Origin of the sequence: Flavobacterium saccharophilum (genome assembly GCF_900142735.1) — a bacterium.
Taxonomy (GTDB): domain Bacteria; phylum Bacteroidota; class Bacteroidia; order Flavobacteriales; family Flavobacteriaceae; genus Flavobacterium; species Flavobacterium saccharophilum.
The window spans coordinates 196,796-215,104 of the sequence record NZ_FRBY01000003.1 but is presented as its reverse complement, the minus strand read 5'-3'; the positions used below and the strand labels follow the sequence as shown (position 1 = coordinate 215,104).

The window sequence follows — 18,309 nt, the reverse complement described above, 5'->3', positions numbered from 1 at the left end:
TTAAACAATGACTGACACAAAAAAAACAGTATACACTTTTGGGAGTAAAAAAGCGCAAGGGAATGCCCAGATGAAAGATCTTCTTGGAGGCAAAGGAGCAAATTTATGTGAGATGAATCTTTTGGGAATGCCGGTTCCTCCGGGATTTACAATAAGTACCGAAATGTGCGCACTCTATTCTGCCGGTGGGCGTTCAATAGTTCTAAACAGAATTAAAGATGAAGTACAAACGGCTATCACAGAAATGGAAAGCCAAATGGGAAACTTATTTGGCAGTAATACAGAACCACTTCTGGTTTCTGTTCGTTCTGGTTCAAGGGCTTCTATGCCCGGAATGATGGACACGATATTAAATTTAGGATTGAACGATAAATCGGCAGAGGGATTAGCAAACAAGACAGGAAATCCTCGTTTTGTTTGGGATTCTTACCGAAGATTTATTCAAATGTACAGTGAAGTCGTTTTACACATTAAGCCTTTAAACAGAGAAGCTAAAAATCCGTTTGAAGAAATTATTGAGGAATTAAAAAAAGTAAAAAACATAAAACTGGATAATGAATTCACAGCCGAGGATTTAAAAGAAATAGTTTATCTTTTTAAATCTATGGTTAAAAAGGTTTCAGGAACAGATTTTCCTTCAGATCCTTGGGAGCAGTTGTGGGGAGCAATTACAGCAGTTTTTGATAGCTGGATGAATGAAAGAGCTGTTTATTATCGTCAGTTAAATAATATTCCGGAAGATTGGGGAACAGCTGTAAATGTTCAGGCAATGGTATTTGGTAATATGGGAATAAATTCAGCAACAGGAGTAGCTTTTACCCGTGATGCCAGTACAGGTGAGAATATTTTCAATGGTGAATATTTAATCAATGCACAAGGTGAAGATGTGGTGGCCGGTATCCGCACGCCTCAGCAAATTTCATTGGAAGGTTCCAAAAGATGGGCGACTTCAGCTGGAGTTTCAGAGGATGAGCGTTTTGAAAAATTTCCTTCATTAGAAGAAACCATGCCTAAAATTTTTAAGGAACTTCAGGATATTGGATTAAGACTTGAAGAGCATTATAGAGATATGCAGGATATTGAGTTTACAATTCAGGAAGGTCAGTTATGGATGTTACAGACCAGAAATGGAAAACGCACCGGAGCGGCAATGGTTAAAATGTCTGTAGAAATGTTTGAAGAAGGAATTTTGACTGAAAAAGAAGCTTTGTTGAGAGTACAGCCAGAGCGACTAGACGAATTATTACATCCTGTTTTTGAAAAAAATAATCTGGAAAAAGCTGTTGTTTTAGGACAGGGACTTCCAGCTTCACCCGGTGCAGCTTCTGGTCAGATTGTGTTTTTTGCCGAAGATGCTGTTAAATGGGCAGAGGAAGGAAAAACGGTTGTTTTGGTAAGATTAGAAACCTCACCGGAAGATTTAAAAGGAATGGTAGCTGCACAAGGCATTCTTACGGCTCGAGGCGGAATGACATCACATGCTGCGGTTGTAGCCAGAGGGATGGGAAAATGCTGCGTGTCAGGAGCAGAAAGTTTTAGAATTAATTATAAGACACGTACTCTGAAATGCGGTGATATTGAACTTAAGGAAGGGGACTGGATTTCTCTTGACGGTTCTACCGGAAAAATTTATAAAGGACAGATTACAACAACTGCGGCAACGTTAAGCGGCGACTTTGATGCATTGATGAATATGACCGATAATCATGCTACAATGAAAGTTCGCACCAATGCTGATACACCTCAGGATGCAGAAGCAGCAAGACGTTTTGGAGCGCAGGGAATTGGATTGTGCCGCACGGAACATATGTTTTTTGAAGGAGATAAAATAAAAGCTGTACGTGAGATGATTTTAGCAGAAGATAAAGTTGGACGCAATGCAGCGCTTGCTAAACTGCTTCCGATGCAACGTCAGGATTTAGAAGGAATTCTTTGGGCTATGGAAGGGCTACCGGTTACTATTCGCTTATTAGATCCCCCTTTGCATGAATTTGTTCCTCATGAAGAAGCAAGCCAAAAAGAAATGGCAGAAGAGATGGATATTTCGGTTGCAGTGTTGCAGGAAAAAATAAGAACTATGCATGAGTCTAACCCAATGTTGGGGCACAGAGGATGCCGTTTAGGCAATACCTATCCAGAAATTTCAGAAATGCAGACAAGGGCAATTATAGAAGCGGCTCTGAATCTGAAAAAAGCAGCTATAAAGACTTTCCCGGAAATTATGATTCCTTTGACAGGAACTCCTGCCGAAATGGAAATGCAAAAAAAGATTGTAAATAAAACAGCAGAGCAGGTTTTTCGTGAATATGGCCAGCGCATAGATTATAAAGTGGGAACGATGATAGAAGTTCCTCGTGCCGCTCTTGTTGCCGATAAAATTGCTCGTAGCGCTGAATTTTTCTCTTTCGGGACAAATGATCTTACACAGATGACTTTTGGTTATTCAAGAGATGACACTGGTAAATTTCTTCCGTTCTATCTTGAAAATGGTATTTTAGAAAATGATCCTTTTCAGGTGCTGGATCAAAAAGGTGTAGGGCAACTTATGAAAATGGCTGCTGCTAAAGGCTTGTCTGAAAGACCTGATCTTAAATTAGGAATCTGTGGAGAACATGGGGGAGATCCATCCTCTATAGAATTCTGCCATAGTATCGGTATCGATTATGTGAGCTGTTCTCCTTTTCGAGTTCCAATTGCTCGACTTGCCGCAGCTCAGGCAGCAATTAAAAATCATAAACAGATAGAATCAGAATCATTCAACAGTCAGCCTGAGCTCTTAGAAATATGATTAATTATTTAGGGCAGTTTCTAGACGATTATTTTGTGCCCAAATAGGCTAATTTCTGCTGGTGAAGCAATATTTATGTCTGCTGGTGCTGCTGGTTAGTATTTGGCTTGTAAAGTCAATTTAAGATCATAATGAAAAAGTAAAAAGTACGGACAATCAATGTTCTACCATTCTCTGTATTATATGATTGATTAATGTATTTAGAAAGTATTTTTTTAATCTATCACTTAATTTTACAAGTTGTTATAAATAAGTAAATTACAAGCGCTCCTTAGGTAAGGAGCGTTTTGTTTTTGTTAAAACAAATGTTTTGAATGATATTTCGTGAAGTGCTTAATTATATATTTTAGAGTAATTTGAATTCATTTTTTTTCTCTAAAATATAATAAAAATAAAATTCTAATTGTAGTTAGTTTTTATCCTGCCTTGATAACGATAATGGATTTTAAATCGACTTTTGTTGACTTAAAAAAAAGTAGACCTGCTGTTTCAGAATGTTTCGCAACATCAAATTTTTAAATATTAATGTTAAAGTGGTTTTTTTCTGATTTTACCTAGTCAGAACCCTCTGCTTCACACCAAATCTAAAGCAACGATTATGAACAGTATATAAAAAAATATTCTTTTTAATTTATGAAAATGGAAATAATACATTCTTTAGAGGTGTTATTGATAGAGAATTCTTAAAAAAACAAGAAATTTATTTGTAGAAAGAAGAAAAAGTGTTGAAATTGTTATCTTTTGGTTAAATTGCAAAAATATTTGTATTACAGAATGAATATTACAGACGACGAAATACTTCAACGCCTCAAAGGGGGCGATAAAAAAGCGCTAACAATACTGTATGATACATATTGGAAACGTCTTTTTGCTTCATCATACCTCTTGCTTAAAGATAGGGAATTATGTGAGGAAATTATTCAGGATATATTCATAGAGATATGGAATAGGCGAGAGGAACTACAAATTAAAGTTTCTTTCAATAGTTATCTTTATGCTTGCGTACGCTACAAAGCTTTTTCCGAATTTAGAAAGGAAAAGCCCGAGCGCGTTGAATTGTATGATGATATTAACGGGAGGTTTCAATATTCCACACCTGAAACCAGAATGATTCATGAAGAATTAGAAGAACAGGTAAAACTATTGGTTGAGAGCTTGCCTGATAAATGCCAACTGGTATTTAAACTTAGCAGAAATGAACAATTAAGCCATAAACAAATTGCCGAGCAGCTTGGTATTTCGACTAAAACAGTTGAAAATCACATAACCAATGCACTTAAAGTATTGCGCGATGCTTTAGGGAATGTAATGGCGATCGAAATTATACTTCATTTTATACGTTAAAACCTAGTTAATTCTAAAATGTTGAATTATTATAGAATTTACGTATTGTTTACAATAAATTCATCATAATTAACCTTTTTTATATATAATTACCTGCGAAATATGAAAAAGTATCTCTTTTTTTAGGGGATACCTTCTTTTACCTACACTCTACTAATATACACTATAATGAACAAACAAAAATCAATGGATACTAACTACAACAAACAAGATTTTCAAGAGCTTATTGAAAAATATCTTGATGGTAAAATATCTTTGGAAGAGGTTAAACTGCTTGTAAACTATTACCATAGTTTTAAGCAGGATAACGACTGGGTTGACGAATTAGGTCCGGAGGATCCTATTAAGCACAGGATGCTTATCAATATTTTAGAAGCTATCCAGGATGAAGAGCCTCAGCAGTCTAAGGTAATTAGATTGTTTAGAAGTAATGTATTCAAGTTTAGTGTGGCGGCGTCAATTTTACTTTTTGTTTTTTTTAATGCAGTTTACAATGATGATAACTTGCAAAAAATTAAAAACCCTCAAACAATTGTTGTAAATAATGATATTAAAATCGGTACAGACAAAGCTACATTAACTACAGAGGATGGTACAACGATTGTTCTTGAAAAGGGGAAATCATATACGGCAAAAAACCTGGTTAGTAATGGCGAAGAGCTAATTTATAATAAGGAGAACAAAGCAAAAAGCGAAGTAGTATACAATTATTTGAGTATACCTAGAGGTGGAGAATTTTTTTTAAAATTAGCTGACGGAACCCAAGTTTGGCTGAATTCTGAGTCTAAGCTTAAATATCCGGTTTCATTTGTTGAAGGAGAAACCAGAAAGGTAGAATTGGTATATGGTGAGGCATATTTTACTGTGTCACCGAGTACTGCCCATAAAGGTGCAAAATTTCAAGTGCTGACTGGTCTTCAGGAAGTCGAGGTTATTGGTACTCAATTTAATATAAAAGCATATAAAGATGAAGATCTAATTTACACTACTCTAGTAGAAGGCAAGGTTGCAGTTGATATTGCGGATAAGAAGGAAATGTTAAAACCGAATCAACAACTGATTTTAAATAAAAGTAATAAAAACAGAGTGATTGCGGAGGTTGATGTTTATTCTGAAACAGCATGGAAAAAAGGATTATTTGCTTTTCAGAGCAAAACTTTAAAAGAAATTATGCAGGTACTCTCAAGATGGTATGATGTAGATGTTGTATTTCAAGATAAGAGACTTGAAAATATTGAATTCAAAGGCGTGTTAAATAAAAACCAAAATATTGAAGAAATACTAACCCTAATTAAGAAAACTAAATTTATAAATGCCTATGAAATAAAAGAGAAGAAGATAATAATAAAGAATTAAAGGGAACAAAGTTTAGACCGACCAAAGTATAAATGCTTTATCCCCTTAATAATGACTAATCAATTAATGCTATAACCAATTAGAACAACCAAATTTATGGAAAATAAATTAACCAGTGTTTTTTTTAACCGCAGAAATGAAATTTTAAAAATAAAGACCTTTCGCAATCTTGTATTTTTAATTTGTATTACCATTTTTGGGTTATTACCATATAATGCTGCAGCACAAAGTGCTAAAATAAAAATAGACCAAAATAAAAGCATGAGCGTCGATGAGATTTTTAATCTGATAATGAGTCAAACCAGCTATATTTTTATTTACCAGGTTGAACAGTTCAAAAATTACCCTAAAGTCAATCTTGAGAAAGGAAGTATTCAGACTGATGTTTTATTAAAAAAAGCTCTTTCACAAGGAAATTTTAATTATAGCTTCAATAATAATACAATTGTTGTTAGTGAATTGCCAAAACTTAAGGAAAAAAGTGAAATAAACATTTCAGGTAAAGTTACGGATGCCGCTGGATTGGGAATTCCGGGTATTACTGTTTATGTCTCAACTACAGGCGATGTAAAAGGGGAGAAAATTAGTAAAGATTTTTTGATCCGTGGAACTGCGACTGATTTTGACGGTTCATTCTCTTTAAAGGCAGAAACAGGAAACTTTATTTATGCAGCAGGCATGGGTTTTGAGGTATATACGGAGCGTATAACCGGTGCCCAAAAGGTTTTTAATATTAAACTTCGTGAAAAGGCAAGCGAATTAGAACAGGTTCTTGTTGTAGGATACGGAACAACTAAAAAGAAAGACTTAACAGGCTCGGTAGGTTCTGTTAAAGCTGAGGAAATTGCTCAGATCAAAACTCAAAGTATTGATCAGGCGCTTGGAGGAAGGGTAAGTGGAGTTTATGTGAGTGCACTTAACGGACGCCCAGGCTCTTCAGGTTCTATAAATATTAGAGGTCTTACCGATCTTAGAGGAGATAACCAACCTTTATATGTTGTGGACGGCGTGCCTATACAGCTTAATCCAAGTTTTGAATATGGAGGTTTAGGAAGTACAGGACAACGTGAAAATCCACTAATGGCTATTAATCCTAATGATGTTGAACGTGTTGATATTCTAAAAGATGCTTCCGCAGCTGCTATTTATGGATCAAGAGCTTCTAAAGGAGTTGTCATAATTACAACTAAACATGGAAAGAAGGGACAGAAACCACAGTTCACCTTTACGGCTAATTCAACCTTTCAAAATCCAACTAGAAGAATAGATTTTTTAAGTGCTGACCAATTCAGAGCATTCAATATCGATCTGGCTCAAAAAAGAATTGATGCCGGTACCGGTTCCCCTGATGATCAAAGTATTGTGGCCGGAACTTATTATGGAAATGCCAATACTGACTGGCAGAAAGAAATAAGCAACCAAAATGCACTTTGGAACGATTACCGCTTCAGCCTTTCGGGAGGTAGTGATAAGGTCACTTACATGACTTCAGGAAACGTTACTGATCAGGAAGGTATGCTGATTGGAAGCAAACTTAAAAGATATACTTTTTCAGCAAATGTAGATGCAAATGTAACTGATCATCTTAAAATAGGAACTTCTATTAATTATAATAATTCAATTAATAAAAGTTCAGATATACAGGGACTTCTACAAGGGGATTTCAGACCTGATCTTCCTGTCTTTGACGAAAATGGCGAATATACAACTGTACCTGCTCTATATGGAGTTAATCCGACTACGCGAAATCCGGTAGGAGGTGAGGGACTTGCTAGTAATAAAACACTAAGCCAGAATGTATTTGGAACTTTATACGCGGAAATTGAGATAATTGAGGGCCTAAAATTTAAATCATTATTAAGTGCTGCCTCAAATAGTGATGAAACTTCCCAGTTTGATCCCTCATTTTCAAGAGGTGCAGTGGTTAACCCAATTAGCGGTACTGCTGATGCTGTACTGAGCGTACAACATAATAGAGGTTATAGTACTTCTTTTAGTAATACTTTAAGCTATATTAAAACTTTTGAGAGCGGACATAGAATTGATGCTGTTGCGGGTGTTTCATGGGATCAGTCCCGCATTGAACTTGCACAACAAAATTATGCAGGCTTCCCGGATGATTTTATTTTAACAAATATAGGTTCGGCTAACCGTGCTACAACCTTTTTTAGTGAGGCTATTGAAAACGGATTAAATTCATTATTTGGAAGGGTAAATTACTCATACAAAGATCGTTATTTGGCTACTTTTACGGCAAGACGTGATGGATCAACAAAATTTGGAACAAATAACCAATATGGATTTTTCCCATCGGGTGCTCTGGCTTGGAATGTTCACAATGAAGAGTTTTTCAAAAATGATGTTATGAGCCAGTTAAAATTAAGAGCGTCGCTTGGAAAGACAGGATCAGATAACTTGGGATCATTTTCTTATTTGGCTTATCTGTCATCACTTCCAGGAGGAGAATCAGTTTATGCTGATATTAATGGTATTGCAATTAATTCACTACCTAATCTTGATATTAGATGGGAGGAAACAACTCAGCTTGATATAGCAGCAGAATTAGGATTCTTTAACAATAGATTGACAGCAGAAGTTGGTTATTTTAGTAAAAAGACAAGTGGAATTATTCTTTATACGCCTGTACCAGCTGAAACAGGAACTTCTTCATACAATTCAAATGTTGCAGATGTAAGTAACAAAGGATGGGAAGTCACAGTAGGTGGTGATATTATCAGAGGTAAAGATTTTAGATGGAATTCGTCATTTAATATTTCTTTTATTAAAAATAATGTTGACCGATTAAATGGTGGCTCTGTTTTCGCTTTTGGAAATATATCAGCAATTACTGAAGGTCAGCCTATTGGAGTTATCATGGGGTACGACGTACTTGGAATTGCGCAGAATCAGGCAGAGATCGATGCTTTAAATACTGCTTCGCCAACAGGAACGTATTACCAAAGTTTGAACCAGCCTGGCGACTTTATTTACAAGGATGTAAATGGGGATGGAAAAATAGATACTAATGACATAATTCCTTTAGGAAGTCCTAATCCTACCTATTTCGGAGGATGGAACAATACCATAAGTTATAAAAATTTTGATTTTGGATTTAATTTTCAATACCAGCAAGGAGCTGAGAAACTGGTAACAGTTGGTAATTTCACAAATGCTGTTTCTCCTGGTATAAATACTACTACGTTAATATATGATACTTGGACACCAGAAAATCCCGATGCCAAATATGCAAGGGTAGGTGCAGCAAATGAATTGTATGGTAATTCAAGACATATAGGGGACGCTTCTTATATCCGTCTGCGCTCTGCATCGATAGGGTATAATTTTCCATCTCAATGGCTTAAAGAAACTGGTATAAGCAACATAAGACTGTCATTACTGGGTAATAATTTATTTGTAATTAGCAATTATATCGGAGGAGATCCGGAGTCAGTTTTTCAGCCTCGCGGTGGGTCAACTACTGATTTGAACCGAGATGAATCATTTAATTATCCACTGGCTAAAACAATAACAGTTGGATTAAACGTGACTTTCTAATTTAAAAAAAGATGAAAATGAAATCAAAATACAACCTATATATTGCTGTCAGTTTTTTTTCCGTGTTTTTTATGTCATGCGATCTTACCAAAGATTTGGACGAATATGAACCACTTTATTCGCTGCCTGCAGAAACTGCAATATCGGATGAGTCCTCAGCTGAACTTGCACTGACCGGTGTTTATGCAATTCTGCAGCAGAAAGGCGGAGCAAATCCGCAAAATTCTATGATTGGAAGTACTCTAAGCGGTATAAATGCGGGCGGTTATCCGGCATTTTTATATGCCGAAGACTATTCTCTTATGGCTAATAATCCGATTACTGACGGTGATATAGTAGCCGGCATTTATGCAGGACAGTATACTATGATTAACAGGGCCAACTGGGTAATAAGCGGGGTCGAGAAATTAACTGCTAATAATTTTGTAAACGATAACCGTCAAGCTGAGATTGTTGGAGAGGCAAAAATACTAAGAGCAGTGGGGCATTTTTACCTGCTTCGTCTGTATGGGCAGTTTTATGATATTAATTCTGAGTATGGAGTCAATGTGAGATTAGAGCCTGCAAGGGATGCAACAGTACACCCTAGGATATCAGTTGGTGAAACGTACGATGCTATCATAAAGGATTTGGATGATGGTATTGCATCTGCCCCGGCCTTACGAACAAAGTATTATGTTAATAAAACATTTGCTAAAGGTTTAAAAGCAAAAGTACTTCTTTATATGGGGAAATATGCAGAAGCGGCAGCTTTGGCAAAAGATGTAATGCAGAATTCCGGCGCAAATTTCGCCTTAACTCCTACCTTCACAGAACTTTTTAATCATAGATCAGGCAATACCATTAAAAATTCCGAGTCCCTTTTTTCTATCTATGCTGATGATAATGAAACTTTGGGTAATGGGGCTTTCTGGTCCGTTTTTGCGGGAGTTTCGGACTGGTACTACAATCTGGCTAAAAATGGTTCGATGACTGTAGGTGGACAGGTTATTAAATATGATCAAAACAGAATTCCTTTTATGGAGACTGGTACTTATATATTCCAAGGCGCTGGTATAAACGGAAATATGAAGTTTGCCCAGTTCACAGGACCTGATGCAATTTTTGATACTCTTTATTACCTTCGTATGGCCGAAATGTATTTGATCTACGCAGAGGCAGCGGCAAGAAGCACAAATAGTGTTCCTGCAGATGCATTAACAGCTTTAAATGCGATTAGAATAAGGTCAGGCGCAACTACCACAGGTGGCAATGGATTCGTAACTTATCCATCATCTATTTCCTATGCGCAATTCTTAGAAGCTGTGCGAATTGAAAAAATGATGGAACTAGGTACTGAATTTGGAGAAGAGTGGTTTGACTTGGTTCGTTATGATTATGCTGATGGATTTGGTACCGGGTTCAAGGCTTCTGATGTAAAACCTACAGCTACGAATTCTGATAAGTTTATTCTTCCGATTCCTGCTATTTCAATTAAAACAGGTAAAGGAATAATCAAGCAAAATCCAACTTATTAAAAGTTAACATAACTGGGCCTTCGGGACGCTGAAGGCCCTTTTTTTCTCATCATTTATTATCTACTTAGCATATACAATATTGTATAATGCTGTGATGCTGCACTGTTATTTATAGTGCTCTGAGATGTCTATTTTTTCAAATATTTTGTAGACAAAGGGATAGATTGTTGTAGAATGATGGCCAAATACTGATATGATAGTCCTAAGAAATGTCAATTATTGCGTGATTTCTCGTATAGTATCTGGCATTCTGAATCCCAATTTTTGCCTAGTTAAGATAAAGAGCAGGTTTAAGCAAGCACAGGGTTTTGTTTTAAAGAGTATGCGGTACCGATTTAAATGAAATAAACTAAAAATAAAAATAAAAAGACCGACCATGAGTAAAAGAGTAAAAATTAATATAAAATCAAGTTTATTTGCGGCCCTTTTGGCTGTTCTAATGATCAGTTGTCAAAAAGAGCAGACATCGTACACCTTCACAGGTATTGTACCGGGCGCTGCTAATGGGACCAAAGTTTTTCTAAAGCCTGTAACTGAAAATCTAATTATGTCTGTATTTTCCACAGGTGATATAACAGACAGCACTGAGGTCAAGGATGGCAAATTCCAATTTACGGGAAAACTACCCCAGGCTAAATTATATCTTGTTGTTATCAATAGTAAAAAGCAGGCTGATGACCCTAATATGCCTAATTATCAGGCGTCTGTACCGGTCTTTTTAGAGAACGGAGAGATTGAGCTTAAAGCTACCCTTGACAGTATTCCCTTGGCAAGTAATCTAATTAATATCGGCAGATTTTCTTTCAGTAATATAACGGTTACCGGTTCTAAAAGCAATGATATTTATATGAATTATGCAAAAGGTCTTGAACCTTTCGCAGGGCAAGGAGATAAAATTTTTAACGAGGAGTACTTGCCATATTTAAATCCAGAGAAAGGAGCAGCTAAACAACCTGTTTTAAAAGGTGTTGATATTGTGACAAGAATGGAAGCCAATAATGACAAAACGAATGCATATGTCCTGGATTTTGTAAAAAATAATCTTACCAATAGTGTAGGTTTAACAATTGCAACACAGGAAGCTTCAAGGTTTAGCCTTTCAGAATTGAATGAAATTAGTTCTCATATCACAAGTGAACTTAAGGCAACCCCACTAGGAAAAGAAACAGCACTGAAAATTGAGGAATTAAAAAATATTGCTCCTGGTGCTCAATATGTTGATCTGCCTTTAAAAGACAACAATGGAAACGATGTGAAACTTTCTAATTACCTGGGTAAAGGAAAATATGTTCTGCTGGAATTCTGGGCATCTTGGTGTCATCCCTGCAGAGCTGATATTCCCCATTTAAAAGAGATTTATGAGTTATATCACCCAAAAGGTTTTGAAATTGTGAGTGTTTCTATGGATAATGACAAAGAAATGTGGCAGAAGGCACTTAAAGAGGAGAATATGCCATGGGTACAAATTTCCGACTTGCAGGCATTTACTGGAAATCTGACTAAAACGTATAAATTTCGTGCTATACCAACCTGTTTCTTAATAGATCCTACAGGCAAAATTGTTACGACCAAAATGAGAGGATCATTTATGGATAAAAGGCTTATCGAGATGTATGGTAACGAATTTGATAAACAAAAGTAAATAAGGATTTCCTGTACAAAGCGTTTGTTTAAACTCTGTGAGATTAAAAAGAAAAAAAAAGGATACTACATTATGATAATTTTAAATCGTCAAATATTGATTTTGTTTTTACTAGCTGGTTTTCAAGTATACAGCCAGAAGCAGATCAGTGAAAAATTCAGCAAAACAGTTGATAAAGCAGTTAAGGCGCTTAACGTGAAAAGTCCGCCTGTTTCAGATCCTGTTTCAGTTAACACTACTCTGGTGTACAATGATGATAAAACTCAGGTAGCAGTTATAGTGAAAGCTAAAATCCTACAGGGCTGGCATATCTATGCTTATGTACCTAAAACAGAACCTTACATCCAATATAAAATGATTTTGGATGCTCCAAAAACTTTGATACCGCTTACCGAATGGAGTAAGCCTGGTTCTTATCCTTATGAGGATAATATTTTTGTCTACAAAGGGGAAGTTATTTTTACAAGATATTTTTCGGTAAAAGGCGTTACCGCAGGAACTAAAATTAGTGCTGGATTAGCTTATCAAACTTGTGATATAAAACAGTGTTTGCCTCCCAATACAAAAGTTAAGGAATTGAAATTATAAAAAATAAAAAAAAATAATAATAATGAAAGAAATAAGAACTTTAGTGGTATTGGTTGCAATACTCATTTTCAGCAGTGCAGGCATTTATGCCCAGCAAGTTCAAAAAGAAAACCTTTCGGTTTTATATGTTGGTTATGATCCTGCTGTTCCTGTAAGTGAAGATATAATTAATTCCCCAACGGGCTCAGGAGGAATGACCCCGGAGCGTTTCAGAGAGGATGTAAAAACAAGGTACAGTGCATTTGAGATTTATCTAAAGCAATACTTTACAACAGTAAAAGCAGTCGATGCAAGAAGTTATACTATGGAGATGTCAAAAAGTTATGATGTTACCATTTTTGACCAGACTATAAATGCATGGGAACAAGCAGTACGTTCTCCAAAATATGTACCTGCAAAATATTTAAATGAGGACTTTGATTTTCCAACTGTTTTCATCGGGCATACTGCGCCGAATATGGGAAATAGTATCGGTTTAAAATTGGACTGGCTTTGCTTGTGCCTGGATGCCGATGCTCATCACATAAAAACGGAGCATCCCATTTTTAAAGGACCTTTTCCAGTAAATCTGACTATGGTGGTCAAACCAACCCCAGAAGGGGTTTATCATTATGCTACAGGTAAAGATGTTCCTAAGGAAATACCAATGTGGAAGGTTCAGAAAGAAGGCTATATTGATGGTAAAGGATACCGAATTGGCCTTGTAGCCAGAGGTGATGGTTTTTTAGATTCACCTGATGCCGAATATATTTCAAGTGGTGTTAATACAAAGGATGTAGGTGCCGTAGCGATAGGCCGTCACGGGAATTTCTTGCTATGGGGTTTTTCCGGATCTCCTGATTATATGACTGACGAGGCTAAACAGGTTTTTGCAAATGCCGTGGTTTATATAAAAAAGTTTAAAGGACAGAAGCCTATTGCCAGAAAATACAATGACCGCATTGCTACTAAAAATTCAATTGATGAAATGGTAGCTAATCTCAATACAGAATCATTCGAGAAATTTAAAGCCTACATGGCCGAGCTCAATGTGTCAAGGGAGATTAATATAAAAAAATTAGTAGCAAAAAAAGAAAAAGGTGAGACTCTTTCTGAAATGGATGAAGCAGTATTAGGGATGCAATCCCAGCCAATTCCGGTTCCTACATGGGAACAATACATGCAGCAGACTGCACAGACTTTCTACAAACCTGAATATCTAAAAAACGTTGGTAAGTTAAAAAAATATTTGCTGGACAATAAAAAATATATGTACTCTGAACCTGATGGTTTCTATGAGTTGAAAGTAGATGAAGATATTAAAAAAATGGGTATCGGAAATGAGGACATAAAATTATTAGAGCGATGCGTGTCTCTTTTAAAAAGTGGAAAGGATGCAGATTTAGCCAATAGAGTTCTACTTCATTATACGGGTATGCAAAAAAGTCCTCAGCAGTGGGAGGAGTGGCTAGGAGATAATTCTTCGAAATTATTCTTTACTGAGGCCGGCGGGTACAAGTGGATGATAGACACTACAAAATAGCAGAATTGTCAGTTTAAAATATAAAAAATAAAATATCAAAAAATGAGAAAAATAATTTATTTAATGGCTTTGGCATTTGTGTTTGTTTCCTGGCAAAAGAAAGAAACAGACTATGCTATTATATCGGGTACTATTACCCATAAGTCGGCAGACTGGAAAATTGTAAGTAAAGACCAATCCTTTTCACATACTCTCAAAATTAATGCCCAGGGAAAATTCAGTGATACTCTTAAAATTAGGGAGGGCATATATTTTCTATATGACGGAAAAAATTTCGCTCAGCTATACATTGAGAATGGGGCGGCAATAATAATCAATGCTGATGCCGCTGATTTCAATAAAACAATAAAGTTTACAGGCAAGGGTAGTGAGGCTACTAATTACCTTGCAGTAAAACAACAAACCGAAGATAAGATTGTAGGTGACCAGAAAGCGTTTTACATGCTTGAAGAAGCTGAATTTAAAGCGAAATCTAAAGAGATCAAAACCGGATTGGAAACAGCGCTAGGAGGTGTTAAAGGGCTTTCGGAAAGTTATAAAACAAAAGAGAAGAAAAATATCAATTACAGCTATCTTTTAAGATTAGACAATTACGAAAAATATCATGAGTATTTTGCTGCAAAACCCGGCTTCAAAGTTAGTCAAGGATTTTTAAACGATCTTGATGGATTGTCATATGAGAATTTTGAAGATTTCAATTTCTCAGAAGATTACAGAAAAATTATTGTTTCCTACTATGCAAGGCAAGCTGAGATCATGAGTAAATCAGGTTCAATTGCAGAGGATGTAGCCACTATAAAATCAATAGGCAGCATTTCAAATGAGGGAATTAAAAATGAACTTCTTTATTCGATGGCTGGCGTAGGAATCACTACAACAACTGATTTGAAGGGATATTATAAAGAATTTATGGCAGCTTCTACTAATGAAGAAAATAAAAAAACGATTACCCAAAGCTATAACAAACTCCTTATTGTTGATATAGGACAGCCTTCTCCAAAATTTGAGGGTTATGAAAATAATGACGGCGGTAAAACATCGCTGGCAGATCTGAAAGGCAAATATGTATACATCGACGTTTGGGCAACTTGGTGTGGTCCATGTATGGCGGAATTACCTTTCCTAAAAAAAATGGAGGAGAAGTACGAAGGTAAGAATATCACTTTTGTAAGTATTTCTGCTGATAAGGCTAGTGCTCATGACAAATGGAAAAAAATGATAATTGATAAAAAATTAGGAGGTATTCAATTAATCGCGGATAAAGACTTTGACTCTCAATTTTTAAAGGACTATTCAATTATGGCAATTCCGAGATTCATCCTGCTAGATCCTTCAGGGAAAATTGTCAGTTCAAATGCTCCTCGTCCGGCTGAAGAAGATAAAATAGTTAAACTATTTACTGATCTAGGGATTTAAATAAAAAAACTGTAGTACATCTGCAAGGCAGAATATTAGTGATTTACTTTGATTAAGCTGTGAAAAAGCTTTTTTTTTAAGTGAGTGGTAAAATTATTGCCTATCTGTAAATAAAATATTAAAATTTTAACAGTTTTAGGCAAGGGTATGAACTCGTTTTAGACTCTATATTTAAAAACAGCGTCATGTTTGAAGTTAGCATTGCCTGCCATTTTTAAAGTACTCTTTAAATATCAACACTTCTTTATAATATTTGTTTCAATAAGAAAATTTTGAATTAGTAAGCAGATTTGGAAACAAGTAAGGAAGAAAGAAAAGAGGACTCAATACAATTGGTCCTCTTTCTCTTATAAATAGTTAATAAAGTACATAAAAACGCGGCAACGACGAATAAGGCTGTTCTATAACCTTTTAATGATTCATCCCAAATAAATATAAATATCTATGAAAAAAGCAATTCTAATAATAACTCTCCTATCTGTTTGGTTTGGAAACGCGCAGGTTCTAGATCCGGTAAAATGGACAACTGCAGTAGAAAAAATTTCAGATACAGAGTATAAACTAATATCAAAAGCTGTTATACAGCAAGGCTGGCACCTCTATTCACAAAGCGTTCCGGAGAACGGTCCGATTCCTACTACTTTTAAATATGATAATGAAAAGGCAACGGTTAAGTTGATTGGTGGCACAAGTGAAGAGAAAGGGCATAATATTGACGATCCAATCTTTAGGATGCAGATAAAATATTTTGAAAAATCTGCCGTTTTTGAGCAGAAAATTAAGGTTACGACTGGTTTGACTACAGTAAACGGAGTAGTAGAATTTATGGTATGCGATGATTCCAGATGTATGCCCCCATCTGAAGTTGAATTAAGTTTTAATTTAAGCAAGGCAAAGAACATCGTTGAGCAGGCAGTAGCGGTAAAGCAACAGAACACGGAAATTTCGGATTCAATTGTTGAGCAAAAGGAAACCGTAGATGTAAATTTAAAGACCGAAAGTAGACAAATTGTTACTGTTGCGAAAGAAGGCCCGGCGAAAACTGAACAAGAAAAAGGGCTATGGGGAATCTTTTTTATCGCATTTCTTTCCGGTTTTGCCGCGCTTTTAACACCATGCGTTTTCCCTATGATACCAATGACTGTAAGCTTTTTTACGAAGCAAAGTCAGAATAAGGCTGTTGGAATAAAAAATGCCATTATTTATGGTGTATGTATTATAGTGATTTATGTGCTTTTAGGAACCGCTGTAACAGGTTTATTTGGTGCTGATGCTTTAAATGCTCTGGCAACCAATGTATGGTTTAACATTATATTCTTTATATTATTAGTGTTCTTCGCAGTTTCTTTCTTAGGAGCGTTTGAAATTATGCTACCGAACTCATGGTCTAATAAAGTTGATTCGCAAGCCGATAGAGGTGGGCTCGTTGGAATTTTCTTTATGGCACTGGCCTTAGCTATAGTTTCATTTTCATGTACGGGTCCTATTGTGGGCACCTTGCTTGTACAGGCTGCTTCTAAAGGAGGTCTTGCGCCAATTATAGGTATGCTTGGATTCTCTTTGGCTATAGCGCTACCTTTTGCTTTATTTGCAGCCTTTCCAGGGTGGCTGAATTCCCTACCTAAATCAGGTGGGTGGCTCAACACTGTAAAAGTTGTTTTAGGTTTTTTAGAATTGGCACTAGCCTTCAAATTCCTTTCTCAGGCAGATTTGGTTATGCAAACGCATTTACTTGAGCGTGAAGTATTTTTAGCGATTTGGATTGCCGTTTTTGGCGCTCTGGCTTTTTATCTTTTCGGAAAGATCACACTGCCTCATGATTCTCCATTACAGCATATATCTGTAGGGAGATTAAGTTTAGGCCTTGTTGTCTTATCCTTTACAGTGTATATGATTCCTGGTTTATGGGGGGCTCCTTTGAATTTAATCAGCGCCTTTCCGCCACCTCAGGATTATAGCGAATCTCCTTATGGTGTGGGGGCATCTAAGGGAGGTTCTTCTGCTGCGGAAAGCCACGCTGATCTACCAGATGGAGCGCATCTTTTGGCACCACATGATATAATGGCATTTAATGACTATGATAAAGGTTTAGCCTACGCAAAAAAAGTGGGTAAACCTGTGATGCTTGATTTTACAGGCTGGGCATGTGTAAATTGCAGAAAGATGGAGCAAAACGTTTGGCCTGACCCAGCAGTTTTAGCTATGCTTAAAAATGATGTTGTTTTAATTTCACTCTACGTAGATGACAAAAGAGAACTTGCTGCTAGTGAAATTGAGGAATCTAAATTACGTCCAGGCAAACAGCTAAAATATATCGGTCAGAAATGGAGTGAACTTCAGACCCTTAAATACAAAGCCAATTCGCAGCCATTTTATGTACTAATGGATCATAATGAAGAAAATCTTACGGTGCCAACAGCATATACGCCGGATATTGAAGACTTTCATAACTGGCTGAAAATTGGAATTTCACACTATAAAAAGTAATTAAAAAAGGTTGTTAATTCTTAGAAAGGAATTGCTTTGAGGATCGCATTCAAAGTGATTCCTTTTCTAAACTATTTAACTTATTAAATGTTTT

General features: G+C 36.1%; 10 protein-coding genes. All 10 read left to right on the top strand.

What is annotated here, in order from left to right:
- Window positions 1-7: 7 nt before the first annotated feature.
- The 10 genes from ppdK (at window position 8) to BUA98_RS10875 (ending at window position 18,215) form a co-directional block, all read left to right on the top strand.
- Window positions 8-2,788 carry a pyruvate, phosphate dikinase gene (gene ppdK, locus BUA98_RS10920; RefSeq protein WP_072972400.1) on the top strand — a complete coding sequence of 927 codons (2,781 nt, stop codon included), beginning with the start codon at window positions 8-10 and terminating at the stop codon, window positions 2,786-2,788.
- A gap of 774 nt (window positions 2,789-3,562) precedes the next feature.
- Window positions 3,563-4,132 (top strand): RNA polymerase sigma-70 factor, encoded by a 570-nt coding sequence (locus tag BUA98_RS10915; RefSeq protein ID WP_072972397.1) that lies wholly within the window; start codon window positions 3,563-3,565, stop codon window positions 4,130-4,132.
- Window positions 4,133-4,300: 168 nt separating this feature from the next.
- Window positions 4,301-5,488, top strand: coding sequence for a FecR family protein (locus BUA98_RS10910; RefSeq protein ID WP_072972395.1), 1,188 nt, complete (start codon window positions 4,301-4,303; stop codon window positions 5,486-5,488).
- Window positions 5,489-5,584: 96 nt separating this feature from the next.
- Window positions 5,585-9,043, top strand: coding sequence for a SusC/RagA family TonB-linked outer membrane protein (locus BUA98_RS10905; RefSeq protein ID WP_072972392.1), 3,459 nt, complete (start codon window positions 5,585-5,587; stop codon window positions 9,041-9,043).
- A gap of 71 nt (window positions 9,044-9,114) precedes the next feature.
- Window positions 9,115-10,560: a RagB/SusD family nutrient uptake outer membrane protein gene (locus tag BUA98_RS10900; RefSeq protein WP_159433462.1), complete on the top strand. Its 1,446-nt coding sequence runs from the start codon at window positions 9,115-9,117 to the stop codon at window positions 10,558-10,560.
- A gap of 376 nt (window positions 10,561-10,936) precedes the next feature.
- Window positions 10,937-12,202 carry a TlpA disulfide reductase family protein gene (locus BUA98_RS10895; protein ID WP_086065257.1) on the top strand — a complete coding sequence of 422 codons (1,266 nt, stop codon included), beginning with the start codon at window positions 10,937-10,939 and terminating at the stop codon, window positions 12,200-12,202.
- 72 nt (window positions 12,203-12,274) lie between these two features.
- Window positions 12,275-12,790: a protein-disulfide reductase DsbD domain-containing protein gene (locus BUA98_RS10890; RefSeq protein WP_072972383.1), complete on the top strand. Its 516-nt coding sequence runs from the start codon at window positions 12,275-12,277 to the stop codon at window positions 12,788-12,790.
- A 22-nt stretch (window positions 12,791-12,812) separates the two neighbouring features.
- The gene (locus BUA98_RS10885) at window positions 12,813-14,312 is read left to right on the top strand and encodes a hypothetical protein (RefSeq protein WP_072972380.1); all 1,500 of its coding nucleotides are present in this window, start codon (window positions 12,813-12,815) and stop codon (window positions 14,310-14,312) included.
- 42 nt (window positions 14,313-14,354) lie between these two features.
- The gene (locus tag BUA98_RS10880; protein WP_072972378.1) at window positions 14,355-15,728 is read left to right on the top strand and encodes a TlpA family protein disulfide reductase; all 1,374 of its coding nucleotides are present in this window, start codon (window positions 14,355-14,357) and stop codon (window positions 15,726-15,728) included.
- Between the two features lie 444 nt (window positions 15,729-16,172).
- On the top strand, window positions 16,173-18,215 hold the full coding sequence (locus BUA98_RS10875) for a protein-disulfide reductase DsbD family protein (RefSeq protein ID WP_072972375.1): 2,043 nt from the start codon (window positions 16,173-16,175) through the stop codon (window positions 18,213-18,215).
- Window positions 18,216-18,309 lie beyond the last annotated feature (94 nt).